The sequence below is a fragment of the Pinisolibacter aquiterrae genome (assembly GCF_019160155.1).
Lineage (GTDB): Bacteria > Pseudomonadota > Alphaproteobacteria > Rhizobiales > Ancalomicrobiaceae > Pinisolibacter > Pinisolibacter aquiterrae.
In genome coordinates this window covers 419017-435194 of the sequence record NZ_JAFNIH010000019.1, presented here as the reverse complement: position 1 = coordinate 435194, position 16178 = coordinate 419017, and the positions used below count along the sequence as shown (strand labels likewise).

Genomic DNA, 16178 nt, shown 5'->3' with positions numbered 1-16178 from the left:
CGAGAGACAAGGAACCCTCCTCGATGACGTCCGCCGCCGCTTCGGCCATTCCCGTCACCGTGCTCACCGGCTATCTCGGTGCCGGCAAGACGACCCTCCTCAATCGCATCCTCTCGGAGGATCACGGCAAGAAATATGCGGTGATCGTCAACGAGTTCGGCGAAGTCGGCATCGACAACGACCTGGTCGTCGACACCGACGAGGAGATCTTCGAGATGAACAACGGCTGCATCTGCTGCACCGTTCGCGGCGATCTCATTCGCATTCTCGAAGGCCTGATGAAGCGCAAGGGCAAGTTCGACGCGGTGATCATCGAGACCACGGGTCTCGCCGATCCCGCGCCGGTCGCCCAGACCTTCTTCATGGACGACGAGGTGCGCGCCAAGACGCGTCTCGATGCGATCGTCACCGTGGTCGATGCCAAGAACCTGATGGCCCGCATCGAGGACAGCCCCGAGGCCGAGGATCAGGTCGCCTTCGCCGACGTGATCCTGCTCAACAAGGTCGATCTCGTCTCCGCCGAGGAACTGGCGCGGGTCAAGGCGGAGATCCTGGCGATCAATCCGCAGGCCCGCATCGTCGAGACCGAGCGCTGCGCGGTCGATCTCTCCGAAGTGCTCGATCGCGGCGCCTTCGATCTCGACCGGATCCTTCTGGTCGAGCCGGAGTTCCTCGTCGCCGATCATCACAGCCACGACGAGACGGTGAAGTCGATCAGCCTCGAGGCCGGCGACATGGAGCCGGAACCCTTCTTCGAATGGGTCAACCGGGCGACCCAGGAACAGGGTCCCAACATCCGCCGGATGAAGGGCATCATCGCCTTCAAGGGCGATCCCGAGCGCTACGTGGTCCAGGGCGTCCACATGATCGTCGAGGGCAATCACCAGCGCGACTGGAAGCCCGACGAGGAGCGCCGCACGCGTCTGGTCTTCATCGGCCGCGATCTCGACTTCGCGGCCCTGAAGGCCGGTTTCGAAGCCTGCAAGGCGGCCTGACGCGATGCCGACGATCGATCCGCGCAGCTTCGACGCCTATGTCGTCGCCTCCGGCTTCCTCGGCGAGGCGCCGGTCTTCGCGCTCGGCGACGGGCACGTCCGGCTCGTCGTCGGCGAGACGGATCCGACCGTGGAGGCGCACGACGGCGGCATTCTCGCCGCCCGTGTCGCCGCCGACGGCCGGAGCCTCCTGACCGCCGGCGACGACGGCCGGGTGGTCCGCACCACCGCCGACGGTACCACCGAGACCCTGTTCGAGAGACGAGGCAAGTGGCTCGACCAATTGGCCGAGGGGCCGCAGGGGGCGATCGCCACCGCCTCCGGCCGCATGGCCTGGGTGCGGCTCGCCGACGGCACCGTGGTGGAATTTCCGCACGAGAAGGCGGTCGGCGGCGTCGCCTTCCTGCCCAAGGGGTTGCGGCTCGCCACCGCGACCACCGACAAGGCGATGCTGCATTGGGTCACCGCCAAGGGCGCCCCGGTCGATCTGCCGTGGAAGGGCGCGCATACCGGCATCACCGCCTCGCCCGACGGGCGCTTCCTGGTGACGACGATGCAGGAGCCGGCGCTGCACGGCTGGCGCATCGACGACATGAAACACATGCGGATGACCGGCTATCCGACCAAGGTGAAGTCGATCTCGTGGTCGGCCAAGGGGCGGTTTCTCGCCACCTCCGGGGCCAATGCGGCGATCCTCTGGCCCTATCTCTCCAAGGACGGGCCGATGGGCAAGGCCCCGCTCGAGCTCGGTCCGCGCGACCGCATCGTCACCTCCGTCGCCTGTCATCCGAGCGAGGACGTGGTGGCGATCGGCTACGACGACGGCATGATCATGGCGGTGCGCTTCGGCGATGCGGCGGAGGTGCTGCTGCGCAAGCCGGAAGGATCGCCCGTCTCGGCGCTGGCGTGGGACGCGGCCGGCGTCCGGATCGCCTTCGGCGGCGAGGGCGGCGAGGCCGGGGTGATCGACATCCGGCGGTGAGCGATCCCGCCGCCGCCGTCGGGTCGCGATCCGGAACGGGCGTCGGCGCGTCGGGCCTCAGTAGCCGTAGTCGTCGATCTTCGGTTCCGGCGGCGGGGTGAGGCCGAGGATGGCGCCGGAGAAGAGCGCGGCGAGGGTCGCGCCGATCGGCGAGATGCGCAGGCTCGAGAAGGGCGGCAGACCGTAGTTCATGCAGAGCATGACGAAGGTCGCGGCCATCACCGCATAGGCGAGGCCGCCCCACAGGGGTTTCATGGTGCGCCAGCTCGGCGCCTTGCCCCAGGCGCCCTCGGCGGCCCAGAGAAAGATCGCGCCGGGGATGTTCAGGACCAGGAAGATCAGCACGCCGGCCGGGACGTCGATGAGGACGGTCATGGGGCGGCCGGTCTCGTTGTAATAGCCGATCAGGCGACGCATGCCGATGGCGAGGTCGGGCATCATGCCGGCGAGCGAATCGGGGATGCGGAACGACGCGATCAGCGACTGGCCGTCGCTCTGGAGCAGTGTCCACGCGGTCGCCACCATCGCGGCGATCACGGCTGCTGCGACATATCCGACCAGACCACGCATCTCGTTCCCCCGTTCCCGACGGCCACCGTAGCCGAGAGGCGTTTCGGAGCGGTTACCGTCGCAAGGTCGTGGCCGGACGGGAGCGGTGAGGGCGGCGTCCGGCCGATCGCGCCGGGATCTCAGGCGGCGGCGATGGTTCGCAGAAAAGCGTCGACACGGGACCGCAGGTCGGAGGACCGGCGGTCGAGGCCGACGGCCAGATCGAGCAGGCTCTCGGCGCTGCGGGCGGTCTCGCCCATCGCGACGTCGACTTCGCGGATGTTGTGGTCGACCTCGCGCGAGGCGGAGGCGGCGTGATTGACGTTGCGGGCGATCTCGTCGGTGGAGGCGCTCTGTTCCTCGACAGCGGCGGCGACCGACATGGTGATGCCGTCGATGGCGCGGATGGTGGCGCGGATCTCCTCGATCGCCGCGACCGAGGCGCGGGTGGTCGACTGCATCTCGATGATCTGGGCGGAGATCTCCTCGGTCGCCTTGGCGGTCTGGTCGGCGAGCGCCTTGACCTCGTTGGCGACGACGGCGAAGCCACGGCCGCTCTCGCCGGCGCGGGCGGCCTCGATGGTGGCGTTGAGGGCGAGGAGGTTGGTCTGTTCGGCGATCGAGCGGATCAGGCCGACCACCTCGCCGATCTTCTGGGCCGAGCCGGCGAGCCCCTGGACGGCGGCGGCGGAGCGCTCGGCGGTGTCGACGGCGGTGCGGGCGGTGCCGGTGGCGTCGGCGACGCGGGCGTTGATCTCGGCGACGGAGGCGGAGAGTTCCTCGGCGGCGGCGGCGACGGTCTGGACGTTGCCGGCGGCCTGTTCGGAGGCGCCGGCGACGTCGCGGGCGCGGGCGCCGGCGCCCTGGGTCGACTCGATCTGATGACGGGCGGCGCCTGACAGGGTCTCGACGGCGCGGCCGAGTTCGGTGGTCAGGTCGCGGATCTCGTGGTCGAAGGCGGTGATCGCCGTGTCGATCTTGGCCTGGCGTTCGGCGCGGGCGCGGCCCTCGTCGGAGAGGCTCGCCTTCATCGCGTCGGACCGTTCGACGGTCGCACGAAATTCCGCGACCGCGGTGGCGATCGCTCCGATCTCGTCGCCGCGATCGCGCAGGGGCACTTCGACGTCGGTGCGTCCGGCGGAAATCTGAGCCATCACCGTGACGAGGCGCTCGATCGGCTTGGTCACGTCGGAGCGAACGCGCCAGAAGCCGAACAGGCCGACGACCACGGCGAGGCCGATCGACAGGGCGACCATGAGGCGGGACCGCTCGGTGAGCGTGTCGAGACGGGCGGAGGCGGCGGCGGCCTGATCGGAGAGGCCTTCGGCCAGGGCCTCGAGATCCTTGTTGAGGGCGGAGCGGACGGAGCGGTTGGCGTCGTTGTCGCCGTGCTCGCGGGCCGCCTCGTAACCGATCTCGCGGCCGCGACGGGCGGTCTCCAGGCGGAACTCGCGGAATTGGGCGACGCGGCTCTCGAGGGTGTCGAAGCGGGAACGGAGCGCGGGGGCGACGTCCTTCTTCCAGTCCGCCACTTCCTGCGTCATCCGGTCGAGATTCTTGGCCATGCCGTCGGCGAACTTGGCGAGCTTCTTGGGGTCGGCGGACATGTAGACGCCGCGGCTGTCCATCACCACCGCATAGACGAGGCCATTGATGCGCTCGACATAGGCCTGGCCGAGGAAGGCCTGGCGCATGTCCTCGCCGAGGGCGCGCTGAGAGGATTCCGCCCACAGACCGACCGCGCCGACCACGAGCGACAACGCGGCGGTCATCGCGAAGAGAATGGCCAACTTCGCGGCAATGGAGACGTTCTTCATGGGGAATCCTCTCGATTTTCGCCGATAATCTCCTCCGCACGGGTAAATTTTTCGTTGTCGAGACGTTTTAAAGGCCTGACGTCGCGTCAGTATCCGGTCGCGTAAAGAAAAACCCGGAGTGGTGTTCTCCGGGTTCTCCATGCCTACTGAAATTGTAGGAAGGCTCAGCGCACCAGAACGTTGCGGAAGGCCCAGGGGTTGGCGGTATCGATGTCCTCGGGGAAGAGGCCGGGGCGTCCTTCCAGCGGGGTCCAGTCGGTGTAGTAGCCGCAGACCGGGCCGAGGTAGGGGGTCTGGACCTCGAGGCAGCGCTCGTGATCCATCTCGTCGGCCTCGACGATGCCGGCCATCGGGTTCTCGAGCGCCCACACCATGCCGGCGAGCACGGCCGAGGAGACCTGGAGGCCGGTGGCGTTCTGGTAGGGGGCGAGAACGCGGGTCTCTTCGATCGAGAGCTGCGAACCGTACCAATAGGCGTTCTTGGCGTGGCCGTAGACGAGCACGCCGAGTTCGTCGATGCCGTCGACGATCTCGTGCTCGTCGAGGATGTGCTGCGCCGGCTGCTTGCGGCCTTCCGCGCCGAACATCTCGTGCAGCGACAGGACGGCGTCGTTGGCGGGATGGTAGGCGTAGTGGCAGGTCGGGCGGAACTCGGGGGCCGCCTTGTCGCCGACGGTGTAGTAGTCGGCGATGGAGATCGCCTCGTTGTGGGTGACGAGGAAGCCGTACTGGGCGCCGGGCGTCGGGCACCAGGTGCGGACGCGGGTGTTGGCGCCGGCCTGGAGCAGATAGATCGCCGCCAGACAGCCCTTCTCATGGGAGCGGGCGTTGTCGGGCTTCCAGGTCTCCTTGGTGCCCCAGCCGAGTTCGGCCGGCTGCAGACCTTCCGAGATGAAGCCCTCGACCGACCAGGTGTTGACGAAGACGTTCGCGGGCTTCGGGTTCCTGGAGCGTTGAGTGTCGCGTTCGGCGATGTGGACGCCGTGGACGCCGAGCGACTGCATCAGCTTCGCCCAGCCCTCGCGGGTGGTGGGCTTCTCGGCCTCGGCGCCGGTGTCGCGGGCGATGTCGAGCAGCGCCGCCTTGACGAACCACGAGACCATGCCGGGATTGGCGCCGCAGCAGGAGACCGCCGTAGGGCCGCCGGGGGAGGCGGCCTTCTCGGTCCGCACCGCCTCGCGCAGGGCGTAGTTGGAGCGGTCGGCGGTGGTGGCATTCTTGTCGAAATAGAAGCCGAGCCAGGGTTCGGCCACGGTGTCGATATAGAGCGCGCCATTCTCGCGGGCGAACTTCATCAGGTCGAGCGAGCCGGTGTCGACCGACAGGTTGACGATGAAGGCCCGGCCCTCGCCGGCGGTGAGGAAGGGCAGCAGCAGTTCGCGATAGTTCTGCTTGGTGACCGCCTGATGGACGAAGGCGTAGCCGCGCTCGTCGACGAGCTTGCGGTCGGCGTCGGACGGGTCGATCACCACGAGACGCGACTTGTCGAATTTGAAATGGCGTTCGATCAGGGGAAGGGTGCCTCGGCCGATCGAGCCGAAGCCGATCATCACGATGGGGCCGGTGATTTCGCCGTAGATCGGCCAAGTCTTCATTCGTTTCAACTCCTGGGGTTGATGGCTGGTCGCATGGGCGACCCGGGAAGATCGTGTCGCATGGGCGACCCGGGAAACACGTGTCGCGGAGGCGACGTCGAAAGGGCCGCGATCGGCCGAGCGGCCGGATGCGGAATTCGTGATCACAAAACAGGGCGACGGCCGGCGGGTCAACGGGAATCCGCGTCGCAAGACCGTCATTCGGGGCTTCGCGGGGGTTTCAGTCCTCGTCGAGGCCGCCGCGCTCGATCACGGCGATCAGGCGCTTCACACCGAAGGTGTCGGTGGGGTCGATCTCGGCGGCCTTCCGCAGCGCCTCGAGGCCGGCGTCGATCTCGCCGATCCGGGTCCGGCAATAGCCGAGGGCAACCAGGGACTGGACGAAGAAGCGCGGCGCCTCGTCGTAGCCGGCGCACGGCACCGAGCCCGGGGCGAGGCCACGCCAATCGGGCGGGATCGCGAGGGCGCGGGCGCCGTCGGCGACGCACCATGCGGCATGGGGCACCGCCTCGGCGAGGCGTCCGGCGTAGAAATAGAACTTGTAGGCGCCCATCCGCACGGCGCGGTCGTCGGGCGCGGCCTGGAGCGCGGCGAGGACGGCCGCCTCGGAGCGCTCCGGCTCGCTCCGCGCGGCGCGGGCGCCCTCGAGAATGTCGAAGGCGTCGCGCGGGGCGTCGACGTCGGTCGGGGTGGTCATGTTCGTCTCCTTCGCGACACGCACGCGACGATCCGCTCGCCGCGACGCGCGCGAGGGGGCGATGGCGGTCCCCCAAGCAGGAGCGATGCCAATCGAGGGCCGGACGGCTCGCGCCGCCACACGGCCGGGTTCGCCCCGGCCGTCCAGGGCGCGGGCGCGGGAGAGCCCGCCGGCCGGGCGCCGTGTCGGGCGTCCTAGTGGACGACCTCGATGTTCACCACGACGATCTTGGTTCCCGGCTTGCCGTATCGGTCGATCAGAGTGCGGGAATAGGTGAAGGAATCGCGGCCGGTGAAACCCGGTCTCGACTTGTAGGAGACCCTGGTGCCGGTCGCCGTGGCGGTTCCGTTGCGGGCCTGGGTCGAGATCCAGGTCGACTTGACGGGGCCCTCGGAGCTTCCCAGGCCGATGCTGCAGGACCGGCCACTCTCGGCGATCATCTGGGCGTTGACGGTCTGGCCGACGAGGGAGACGAATCGCGGGGTGAAACATTTGCTGGCGGCTTCGGCGGTGACGGGGAAGAGCAGCGCGAGGCCGAGGGGGAGAATAAACGTCATCGTGTACTCCGATCATATGCAATCGGAGCGAGCGTATCCTTCCCCCGCCGGGATTCCCATCGGTCCATTCGTCGACGAGCGAAGGGCCGGGCGCCGGATCGCGCCGGCCCCGTCTTACGCCGCGCGGGCGATCGCCTCGAAGGGGCCGGTCGCTTCGACCATCCCGGAGGCGCCGGAAAGCGCGCCGTCGACGAGGTCGAGGCCGAGGAACCGAGTGCGATCGACCGGGCCGGGCAGGTCGAGGCCGAGGGTCGCCTCGGGGGTGAAGTCGAAGCGGGTGTAATACGGCGCGTCGCCGACCAGAACGATCGCGCGATGGCCGAAGCGCCGGGCGCGGTCGATGGCGACCCGCATCAGCGCGCCGCCGAGGCCGAGCGAACGGGCCTCGGCATCGATCGCGATGGGGCCGAGCATCAGGGCGGCGCCGGCCGATCCGGCCTCGACGTGCCACAACCGGACGGTGCCGATCAGGCGGCCGTCGGCACCCTCCGCGACCAGCGCGAGACCCTCGGCGGGGCGGCGGCCCTCGCGCAGGCGCTCGCAGGTCTTGGCGAAGCGGGTCGGGCCGAAGGCGGCGTCGAGCAGGGCTTCGCGCGCGACGAAATCGGTGTCGATCTCGTCACGGACGTGGAAGGCGGGGGTGGCGACGGCGAGATGGGGACGAACGTGGATCACGGTCGAGGTCCTCGGGCGAGCGAGTGGACGACGACCCTCGTGCCGAGCCCCGGAGGGCCGGCCGGTCGGGAACGGTGCGGGAGGCCGGGGGTGGGCTCACCCCCGATCGGTCATCCTCAGATGACGTAGCTCTTCAGCGGCGCGAAACCGTTGAAGGCGACCGCCGAATAGGTGGTCGTATAGGCGCCGGTGCCCTCGATCAGAACCTCGTCGCCGATCTCGAGGCTGACGGGAAGGAGGTAGGGATCCTTCTCGTAGAGCACGTCGGCGCTGTCGCAAGTCGGGCCGGCCAGCACGCAGGCGCTCATCTCGTCGCCGTCGCGGGCCGTCTTGATCGGGTAGCGGATCGCCTCGTCCATGGTCTCGGCGAGACCTCCGAACTTGCCGATGTCGAGATAGACCCATCGGACCTCGTCGTCGTCGCTCTTCTTGGAGATGAGCACGACCTCGGTCTTGATGATGCCGGCCGAACCCACCATGCCGCGCCCCGGCTCGATGATGGTCTCGGGGACGTGGTTGCCGAAATGGGTCAGGATGGCGTCGGAGATCGCCTGGGCATAGGCCTGCACCGCCGGCACGTTCTTCAGATACCGGGTCGGGAAGCCGCCGCCGAGGTTGACCATGCGCAGGTGGATGCCGCGATCGGCCATCTCGCGGAAGATGCCGGCGGCCGACGCCACGGCGGCGTCCCAGGCGCCGGTGTCGCGCTGCTGCGAGCCGACGTGGAAGGACACGCCATAGGCCTCGAGGCCGAGACGATGGGCGTGCTCGAGCACGCGCGGCGCCATCTCCGGCACGCAGCCGAACTTCTTCGACAGCGGCCATTCGGCGCCGGCGCCGTCCGACAGGATGCGGCAGAAGACCTTCGAGCCGGGAGCGGCGCGGGCGACCTTCTCCACCTCGGCCTCGCAATCGACCGCATAGAGGCGAACGCCCAGCTCGAAGGCGCGGGCGATGTCGCGCTCCTTCTTGATGGTGTTGCCATAGGAGACGCGGTCCGGGGTGGCGCCGGCGGCGAGCGCCATCTCCACCTCGGCGACCGAGGCGGTGTCGAAGCAGGAGCCCATCTCGGCGAGCAGCGCCAGCACTTCCGGCGCCGGGTTGGCCTTCACCGCGTAGAAGACGCGGGTGTCGGGCATCGCCTTGGCGAAGGACATGTATTTCTCGCGCACGACGTCGAGGTCGACCACCAGGCAGGGACCATCGGGACGGCGGGTGCGGAGGAATTCACGGATGCGAGCGGTCATGGCGGGGTCCTTCCCGGGTCTTCCAAGCAGGCCGACGATGCCGTCGGCGTTCGGTCATCCCCGCATCGGGCCTTTCGGCCGTTCTCGGGCGTTTCCTCCGCGCGGCGACGCGCGAAAGTGTTCGGGGAGCACATCCCGCGCCGACGATCGCTTTGGAGACGACCGAACGACGGTGACGAGCACCCGATGAGCCGGCGGTGTGACGCCGACCCGAACCCGCGCTGAGGAGAGGGGCGCGGACCCTTCCGGTCACGAGACGCGGAGCGGCTCGATCACGGACGTTGCTGCCATGGCTTGGATGGGAGGACCCGTCCGCACGCCGGCAAGGAAGTAGTTGCCTCTTCAGTAACCCCGGCCTTTGGACGAGCCGGCAGAGACCAAAAAAGCCCTCTACGTCGTTGCTTCAAGCCACGTCCCCCGTGTGAGTCACGAGGTGCGCCGGTTACTCCGGCTGCCGGTTGCCCCGATGGAATTCCCAGGCCTCTTGTCCCTGGAACGTCATCGACCGGCACGTAGCCACAGGCACGTGCGAATTTGGGCGAGCCGGGATATAGGGCCGTTCGCCCGGTGACACAAGTGAATTCTCGATGACGGACCGAGATTTTCCACCCCCGGGCAAGCCACGGGCCGATCGAGGGAATTCACGGAATCCGCGTGGGCGCGGCGGAGCGCGCGCGAGGCCGGCACCGGGCGCCTCGGGGGTGGCAAATCGGAGACGATCGAGTAGGATTTCCCGAGGATCGTTCGGTGAGCGGAGACGGTGATGGACACGCTGACGCGCATGCAGGCCTTCGTGCAGGTGGTGGATGCCGGCGGGTTTTCGGCCGCCGCGCGCAAGGCCGGCAAATCGAAGGCGTTGCTCTCCAAATACGTCCGCGATCTCGAGGACGAACTGGGGGTTCGCCTGCTCAATCGGACGACGCGGCAGCTGTCGCCGACGGAAGCCGGCATCGCCTATCACCGCGAGGCGGTCGATCTCCTGCAGCGGCTCGAGGACCTCACCGCCTCGGTGCGCGACACCCACACTCAGGCGCGTGGGCATCTGCGGATTTCGGCGCCGCGCTCCTATGGCGACGCCGAGCTCGGGGGCGCGGTGGTCGAGTTCATGGCCGAGCATCCCGACATCACCATCGATCTGAGGCTCGACGATCGCTTCGTCGATCTGGTCGAGGAGGGGTTCGACGTGGCGATCCGGGTCTCGGAGCCGGCCGATTCGAGCCTGATCGCCCGGCGCCTCGCCGCCTTTCGAGTGGTGACCTGCGCCGCGCCGGCGTGGATCGAGGCGCATGGGCGCCCGGCGCGGCCGGACGATCTCCTGGGACTGCCGGCGATCTGCGACACCAACGCGCGCAACTGGCACCATTGGCCCTTCATCGTCGATGGCGAGCGGGTGGTGGTGGCGGTGAGCCCGCGCATGAACGTCAACGGACCGCAGGTGACCGCCGAGGCGGCGATCGCCGGGGTCGGGGTGGCGCGGGTGCCGTTGTTCGCGGTGGCGCGGGCGATCCAGGACGGGCGGCTCGTCGCCCTGCTCGAGGAGTTCGAGCTGACCGGCCTGACCGTCAACGCGGTCTATCCGCATCGCCGCCATCTCTCGGCCAAGGTGCGGGTCTTCGTCGATTTTCTGGTCGGCTGGTTCGAGCGACGCAAGCGGCGCGACCCCTGCATGTGAGGCGGATGCCTGTCCTCGCCTTCGCCGCAATGCGATGATCCCCTCGCGATTCGCGTAGCCACCGCTGCCGGGCAGCGGAACCGCCGGGAGGCCCCATGTCGTTGCGATCCCTCGTTCTCAGCGCCGTCGCGGCGGTCGGTGCCGTGATCGGCGTGGCGGCGCCGGCGGCGGCCCATCCGCACGTCTTCGTCGACGCGCGCAGCCAGGTGGTGTTCGACAAGGAGGGGCGGATCGTCGCGGTGCGTCAGATCTGGCGTTTCGACGACGCCTTTTCCGCCTTCGCCTCCCAGGGGCTCGACAAGAACGGCGACGGCATCCTCACCGTCGAGGAATTGCAGCCGCTCGCCAAGGTCAATGTCGATTCGCTGAAGGACTACGAGTATTTCACCTTTCTTCGGGTCGGCGGACGCCGCACCGGGTTCAAGATCCCGACCGAATATTGGCTGCAGTCGGCCGACGGCTATCTGACGCTGTTCTACACGCTCAATCTGATGCAGCCGATCAAGCCGGATGCGACCGGGGTCACGCTGGACGTCTACGATCCCGGCTATTTCGTCGATTTCCAGATGGTGGAGAAGGACCCGATCGTTCTCGAGAACGCGCCGGCCAACTGCAAGGCGAGCCTCAAGCGCAAGGACGCGCCGGATCCGGCGACCGCCGCGATCCTCGGCCAGATCCCGGCGAGCGAGCGCGAATTGCCGGCCAATCTCAAGGCGATGACCTCCGATCTCGCCAATCGCATGACGGTGGTGTGCCCGTGAGCGCCCGGCGGCTCCACGGATGGGCGGTCGTGGCGATCGTCCTCGGGCTCGCGGTGATGGTCACGGCGGCACCGGCCTTCGCCCAGGCCGGTCCCTTCGGCGTCGGCAACCCGGAGCTCGGCGCCTCGGCGCCGCGCGGCACGATCTTCGCCTGGATCGTCCATCAGCAGAGCGTCTTCTACTTGGCGCTGAAGGACGGGCTCAGGGCGATGAAGACCCAGCCGCACGCCGGTTGGTGGATGATCGGGCTCTCGTTTCTCTACGGCATCTTCCACGCCGCCGGTCCCGGTCACGGCAAGGCGGTGATCACCTCCTATGTGCTCGCCAACGACGAGACGCTGAAGCGCGGCATCGTGCTCGCCTTCATCTCGGCGGTGGTGCAGGGGGCGATGGCGATCCTCCTGGTCGGTTCGGCGATCCTGATCTTCAATCTGACGGCGTTGCAGATGACCGACGCCACGACGGCGCTCGAGCGCACCAGCGCGGCGGCGATCCTCGGGCTCGGGCTGTGGCTCGCCTGGGTGAAGATCGTCGAGCCGATCGTGCGGGCGCGCCGGGCGGCGCGCGCCGCCCCGGTGGTGGCGAGCGAGGCGGACGTGGTCGATTGCGCGATCGGCGGCGATCCGGCGGCGGTGCCGCAGGCCTGTCCCTGCGGCGTGTCGCACATGCCGGATCCCTCGCTGATCAAGGGGCCGTTCGATTGGAAGAAGGCGCTCGGCGCGATCGCGGCGGTCGGGATCCGGCCCTGTACCGGGGCGCTGATCGTTCTGGTCTTCGCCTTCGCGCAGAAGATGCCGGGCCCCGGCATGGCCTCGGTGATGGCGATGGCGCTCGGCACCGGATTCACCGTGTCGGTTCTCGCCTCGCTGGCGGTGAGCGCGCGCAATCTGGCGCTCAGGATCGCCGGTGACGAGGGGCCGTGGCCCCTGCGGATCCTGCGCACGGCGGAGGTCACGGGCGCGCTGCTCGTCCTGACCGCCGGCACGCTCCTGACCGGCGCGGCGATCTGGGGTGGCCCGATCGGCGGCTGAAAGCCGCCGATCGATTCTTCCCGGAGAGATGGGCGGCGGCTGAAAGCCGCCGATCGATTCTTCCCGGAGAGATGGGCGGCGGCTGAAAGCCACCGATCGATTCTTCCCGGAGAGATGGGTGGCGGCCGAGTGCGGCCGAACGGGGCTCCCGGTGCGGAGGCGCTTCACCCTGAGGTGCGAGCGTGAGCGAGCCTCGAAGGGCGAAGGGCCGATGGGCACGATCGCCCGAGACCCGCCCGCGATCCCCGGAGGCCGTGCCTCTCGCCCTTCGTGGTTGGAGGCCCGGTCTTCGACCGGGCACCTCACCCGTGAAGGTCTCCGCACGAGGTCGTTGCGGGGAGAGGACGCGTTCGCGGACGGCCGATCGGGCCTTCGCCGGTCGCCCCCGCCGTCACCCGCGCGCGGCGGCGCGCTCGTGCATGGCGGCGCCGAAGGCGGCGAAGAGTTTGGCCGAGGGGCCGTCGGTCCTCACCCAATATTCGGGATGCCACTGGACGCCGACGGCGAAGGCCTTCGCATCGACCACGCGCACCGCCTCGATGGTGCCGTCGGGCGCGGTCGCCTCGATCGCCAGGCGATCGGCGAGGCGGGCGAGGCCCTGGCGGTGGAGCGAATTCACGTCGACGCTGTCGGCGTCCAGGATCTTGCCGATGCAGCCGTCGCGGACGATGTGGACCGGGTGGCGGATGGCGAAGCGGGCGTCCCAGTCGGAGGTGTCGGGGGCGCGGTGGTCCATCCGGCCCTCGAAGGTCTGGATCTCCGTGTGGAGCGAGCCGCCGAGCGCGACGTTCAGCTCCTGATAGCCGCGGCAGATGGCGAGGAGCGGCACGCCGAGATCGATGGCGCGGCGGATCAGCGGCAGGGTGGTGGCGTCGCGGGCGGGGTCGTAGGGCTCGTGGCCGAGGGTCGGCTCCTCGCCGTAGAGGCTCGGATGCACGTTGGAGCGCGACCCGGTCAGGAGCACGCCGTCCATGCGGGCGAGGATGGCGTCGAGGTCGAGCGCGCCGCCGAGCGCCGGCAGGAGCACCGGCATGGCGCCGGCACCGTGCAGAACGCCCTCGATGTAGGGCGCCGGCGTCATGTGCCAGGCGAGGCCGTCGATGACCTTGTAGTCGGCGGAGAGAAGGACGAGCGGACGGGCGGTCATGGCACCTCGCGAGCGTGAAACCAGTGGCCGGGGGCGCGGCCCCGGCTCTCGAGCGGTCGTTCGGCAGATATGCCACGACCTCGGCGAAATGACGAGACGGAGCCGATGGTCGCATGGCTCCCGCGCTCGTGGTGCTCGACCGATGGGTTTCGCCCGTCTATGAAGGGCCTTCCCGCTGTTCTTCGTTCCTCTCGGGGATCTCATGCTCAAAATCGCCACAGCGATCGAGGCCTTGAACGACAAGGTCGGCCGCTTCATCGCCTGGGGGGTGTTCGCCCTCGTCCTGTTGCAGTTCGCAGTCGTGATCCAGCGTTACGTCTTCGGCGTCGGCTTCGTCTGGCTGCAGGAGGGCATCACCTACGTCTATGCCTCGGTGTTCATGCTGGCGGCCGGGTTCACGCTGCTGCGCGACGGGCATGTGCGGGTCGACATCTATTATCGTGAGGCGAGCCTGAAGGCGCGGGCGATCGTCGATCTGGTGGGGACGCTGGTCTTCCTGTGGCCGGTGACGGGGCTGCTGCTCTGGGTCGCCTACCCTTACGTGTGGCGCTCCTTCGCCATCCTCGAAGGGTCGCGCGAGACGGCGGGTCTGCCCTTCCTCTATCTGCTCAAGGCGGAGTTGCTCGCCTTCGCCGGGCTGCTCGCCCTTCAGGGCCTCTCGTCGGTGATCCGGGCGATCGCCACGCTGACCGAGGACGACGCCGAGACCGAGGAGACGGCCCGATGAACACCGTGTCCGAATGGCTCGACGTCGGCATGTTCGTCGTCGCCTGTGTCGTGCTGCTGGCGGGCTTTCCGGTCGCCTTCACGCTCGCCGGGACGGCGATCCTGTTCTCGGTGATCGGCTGGATGCTCGGGGCCTTCGACCCGACCTTCCTGGCGGCGCTGCCGCAGCGCATCTTCGGCATCATGACCAACCCGGTGCTGATCTCGGTGCCGCTGTTCGTCTTCATGGGCGTGATGCTCGAGCGCTCCAAGGTGGCGGAACTGCTGCTCGAGACGATGGGGCGGCTGTTCGGCCGCCTCCCCGGCGGGCTCGGCATATCCGTGACGCTGGTCGGCGCGCTGCTCGCGGCCTCGACCGGCATCGTCGGGGCGACGGTGGTGACGATGGGGCTCCTGTCGCTGCCGACCATGCTGCGCTGGGGCTACGACCCGAAACTGGCGGCCGGATCGATCGCGGCGGCGGGAACGCTCGGGCAGATCATTCCGCCGTCGCTGGTGCTGGTGGTGCTCGGCGACGTGCTCGCCAACGCCTATCAGACCGCGCAGACCGACATGGGCAACTTCGCCCCCGAGACCGTCTCGGTGTCGGATCTCTTCGCCGGCGCGCTGATCCCCGGTCTCGCGCTCGCCGGTCTCTACATCGTCTATCAGGTGGTGGTGGCGATCGTCTCGCCGAAGAGCTCGCCGCCGGCGCCGGAAGGCCTCGGCAAGGTGACGCTCGGTGAAGTGGCCGGCGCTCTGATCCCGCCGGTGGCGCTCGTCCTGTGCGTGCTCGGATCGATCCTGTTCGGCATCGCCACGCCGACGGAAGCGGCCTCGGTCGGCGCGGTCGGCACGCTTCTGCTCGGCGGCCAGCGGCGCGCGCCGCATCTCACGCCGTGGTTCGTCGCGACCTGGGTGGCGCTGGCGGCGCTGCTGGTGCTGGCGACCACCGTCGACATGCGGCTCGGTCGCTCCGACACCACCGGGCTCCAGTCGCTCGGGATCGCCGCCTCGGTGGTGTTGTCGCTGGTGCTGGCGGCGGGCGTGCTGCTGGCGACCTGGGTCAACTTCAAGGGGGAAGTGCTGCGGCCCGTGGTGCGCACCACCACCGAGATCACCACGATGGTCTTCACCATCGTCATCGGCGCGACCTTCTTCAGCCTGGTGTTCCGTGGCCTCGGCGGCGAGGCGATGGTGGCGCGTCACCTCGAGGCGCTGCCGGGCGGCTCGGCCCAGGCGATCATCGTCGTGATGATCGCGATGTTCCTGCTCGGTTTCTTCGTCGACTATCTGGAGATCGCCTATATCGTCGTGCCGATCGCCGCGCCGGTGCTCTTGAAGATGCCGATGCCGGACGGTTCGGCGATGAGCCCGGTGTGGCTCGGCGTGCTGATGAGCGTCAATCTCCAGACCTCGTTCATGCATCCCCCCTTCGGCGCGGCGCTGTTCTTCCTGCGCGGCGTGGCGCCACCGGAGGTCAAGACCTCGCACATCTATCTCGGCGCGGTGCCCTTCGTGGTCATCCAGGTGGCGATGCTGTGGGTGCTGTGGGAATGGCCGTCGCTCGCGACCTGGCTGCCGAGGTTGCTCTACGCGTCGCAATGACGCGGGGGCGCGCGCGGGAGGCCGAAAACCGGCGCCCACGGCGTGCGAAAGCGGTTCGAACCGACGAGGCCCGGATGGCGAGAAACGCCCTCCGGGCCTTCTCATTTTCGCTCCGACGGCATCGACATGCAGTGAGCATG

The 16178-nt window shown here is 68.7% G+C and carries 15 protein-coding genes; 7 read left to right on the top strand and 8 right to left on the bottom strand.

What is annotated here, in order from left to right; translation table 11 throughout:
- The first annotated feature begins 23 nt into the window (after positions 1-23).
- The gene (locus J3S89_RS06310; RefSeq protein ID WP_217926617.1) at positions 24-995 is read left to right on the top strand and encodes a CobW family GTP-binding protein; all 972 of its coding nucleotides are present in this window, start codon (positions 24-26) and stop codon (positions 993-995) included.
- 4 nt (positions 996-999) lie between these two features.
- Entirely contained in the window at positions 1000-1977 is a 978-nt protein-coding gene (locus J3S89_RS06305; RefSeq protein ID WP_217926616.1) for a WD40 repeat domain-containing protein, read from the top strand.
- A 57-nt stretch (positions 1978-2034) separates the two neighbouring features.
- Here J3S89_RS06305 and J3S89_RS06300 read toward each other — a convergent pair whose 3' ends face one another.
- The 7 genes from J3S89_RS06300 to J3S89_RS06270 all read right to left on the bottom strand — a co-directional run bounded on the left by J3S89_RS06300 (position 2035) and on the right by J3S89_RS06270 (position 9114).
- A complete protein-coding gene (locus J3S89_RS06300) occupies positions 2035-2547 on the bottom strand; it encodes a hypothetical protein (protein WP_217926615.1) in 513 nt (170 codons plus the stop codon).
- Between the two features lie 119 nt (positions 2548-2666).
- Positions 2667-4343: a methyl-accepting chemotaxis protein gene (locus J3S89_RS06295; protein ID WP_217926614.1), complete on the bottom strand. Its 1677-nt coding sequence runs from the start codon at positions 4341-4343 to the stop codon at positions 2667-2669.
- A 164-nt stretch (positions 4344-4507) separates the two neighbouring features.
- Positions 4508-5938, bottom strand: coding sequence for a homospermidine synthase (locus J3S89_RS06290; RefSeq protein ID WP_217926613.1), 1431 nt, complete (start codon positions 5936-5938; stop codon positions 4508-4510).
- A gap of 220 nt (positions 5939-6158) precedes the next feature.
- Positions 6159-6635, bottom strand: coding sequence for a hypothetical protein (locus J3S89_RS06285; RefSeq protein ID WP_217926612.1), 477 nt, complete (start codon positions 6633-6635; stop codon positions 6159-6161).
- A gap of 194 nt (positions 6636-6829) precedes the next feature.
- Complete coding sequence (locus tag J3S89_RS06280; RefSeq protein ID WP_217926611.1) at positions 6830-7192, bottom strand: Ig-like domain-containing protein; 363 nt, start codon at positions 7190-7192, stop codon at positions 6830-6832.
- A gap of 114 nt (positions 7193-7306) precedes the next feature.
- Complete coding sequence (locus J3S89_RS06275) at positions 7307-7867, bottom strand: GNAT family N-acetyltransferase (RefSeq protein WP_230489030.1); 561 nt, start codon at positions 7865-7867, stop codon at positions 7307-7309.
- A gap of 116 nt (positions 7868-7983) precedes the next feature.
- Positions 7984-9114 (bottom strand): type III PLP-dependent enzyme, encoded by a 1131-nt coding sequence (locus tag J3S89_RS06270; protein WP_217926610.1) that lies wholly within the window; start codon positions 9112-9114, stop codon positions 7984-7986.
- 763 nt (positions 9115-9877) lie between these two features.
- Here J3S89_RS06270 and J3S89_RS06265 point away from each other — a divergent pair.
- From J3S89_RS06265 to J3S89_RS06255, 3 genes are all read left to right on the top strand, one after another.
- Positions 9878-10786, top strand: a complete 909-nt coding sequence (locus J3S89_RS06265) for a LysR family transcriptional regulator (RefSeq protein WP_217926609.1) — start codon at positions 9878-9880, stop codon at positions 10784-10786.
- A gap of 95 nt (positions 10787-10881) precedes the next feature.
- The gene (locus J3S89_RS06260; RefSeq protein ID WP_217926608.1) at positions 10882-11547 is read left to right on the top strand and encodes a DUF1007 family protein; all 666 of its coding nucleotides are present in this window, start codon (positions 10882-10884) and stop codon (positions 11545-11547) included.
- Positions 11548-11576: 29 nt separating this feature from the next.
- Complete coding sequence (locus tag J3S89_RS06255) at positions 11577-12578, top strand: nickel/cobalt transporter (protein WP_217926607.1); 1002 nt, start codon at positions 11577-11579, stop codon at positions 12576-12578.
- A 391-nt stretch (positions 12579-12969) separates the two neighbouring features.
- Here J3S89_RS06255 and J3S89_RS06250 read toward each other — a convergent pair whose 3' ends face one another.
- Positions 12970-13725 (bottom strand): gamma-glutamyl-gamma-aminobutyrate hydrolase family protein, encoded by a 756-nt coding sequence (locus J3S89_RS06250; protein ID WP_217926606.1) that lies wholly within the window; start codon positions 13723-13725, stop codon positions 12970-12972.
- 202 nt (positions 13726-13927) lie between these two features.
- On the opposite strand from J3S89_RS06250, the gene J3S89_RS06245 reads away from it, so the two are divergent.
- Together J3S89_RS06245 and J3S89_RS06240 are read left to right on the top strand one after the other, a co-directional pair.
- The gene (locus J3S89_RS06245; protein ID WP_217926605.1) at positions 13928-14452 is read left to right on the top strand and encodes a TRAP transporter small permease subunit; all 525 of its coding nucleotides are present in this window, start codon (positions 13928-13930) and stop codon (positions 14450-14452) included.
- Positions 14449-16038 (top strand): TRAP transporter large permease, encoded by a 1590-nt coding sequence (locus J3S89_RS06240; protein ID WP_217926604.1) that lies wholly within the window; start codon positions 14449-14451, stop codon positions 16036-16038. Before J3S89_RS06245 ends, J3S89_RS06240 begins: the two co-directional genes overlap by 4 nt.
- The last annotated feature ends 140 nt before the right edge of the window (positions 16039-16178 follow it).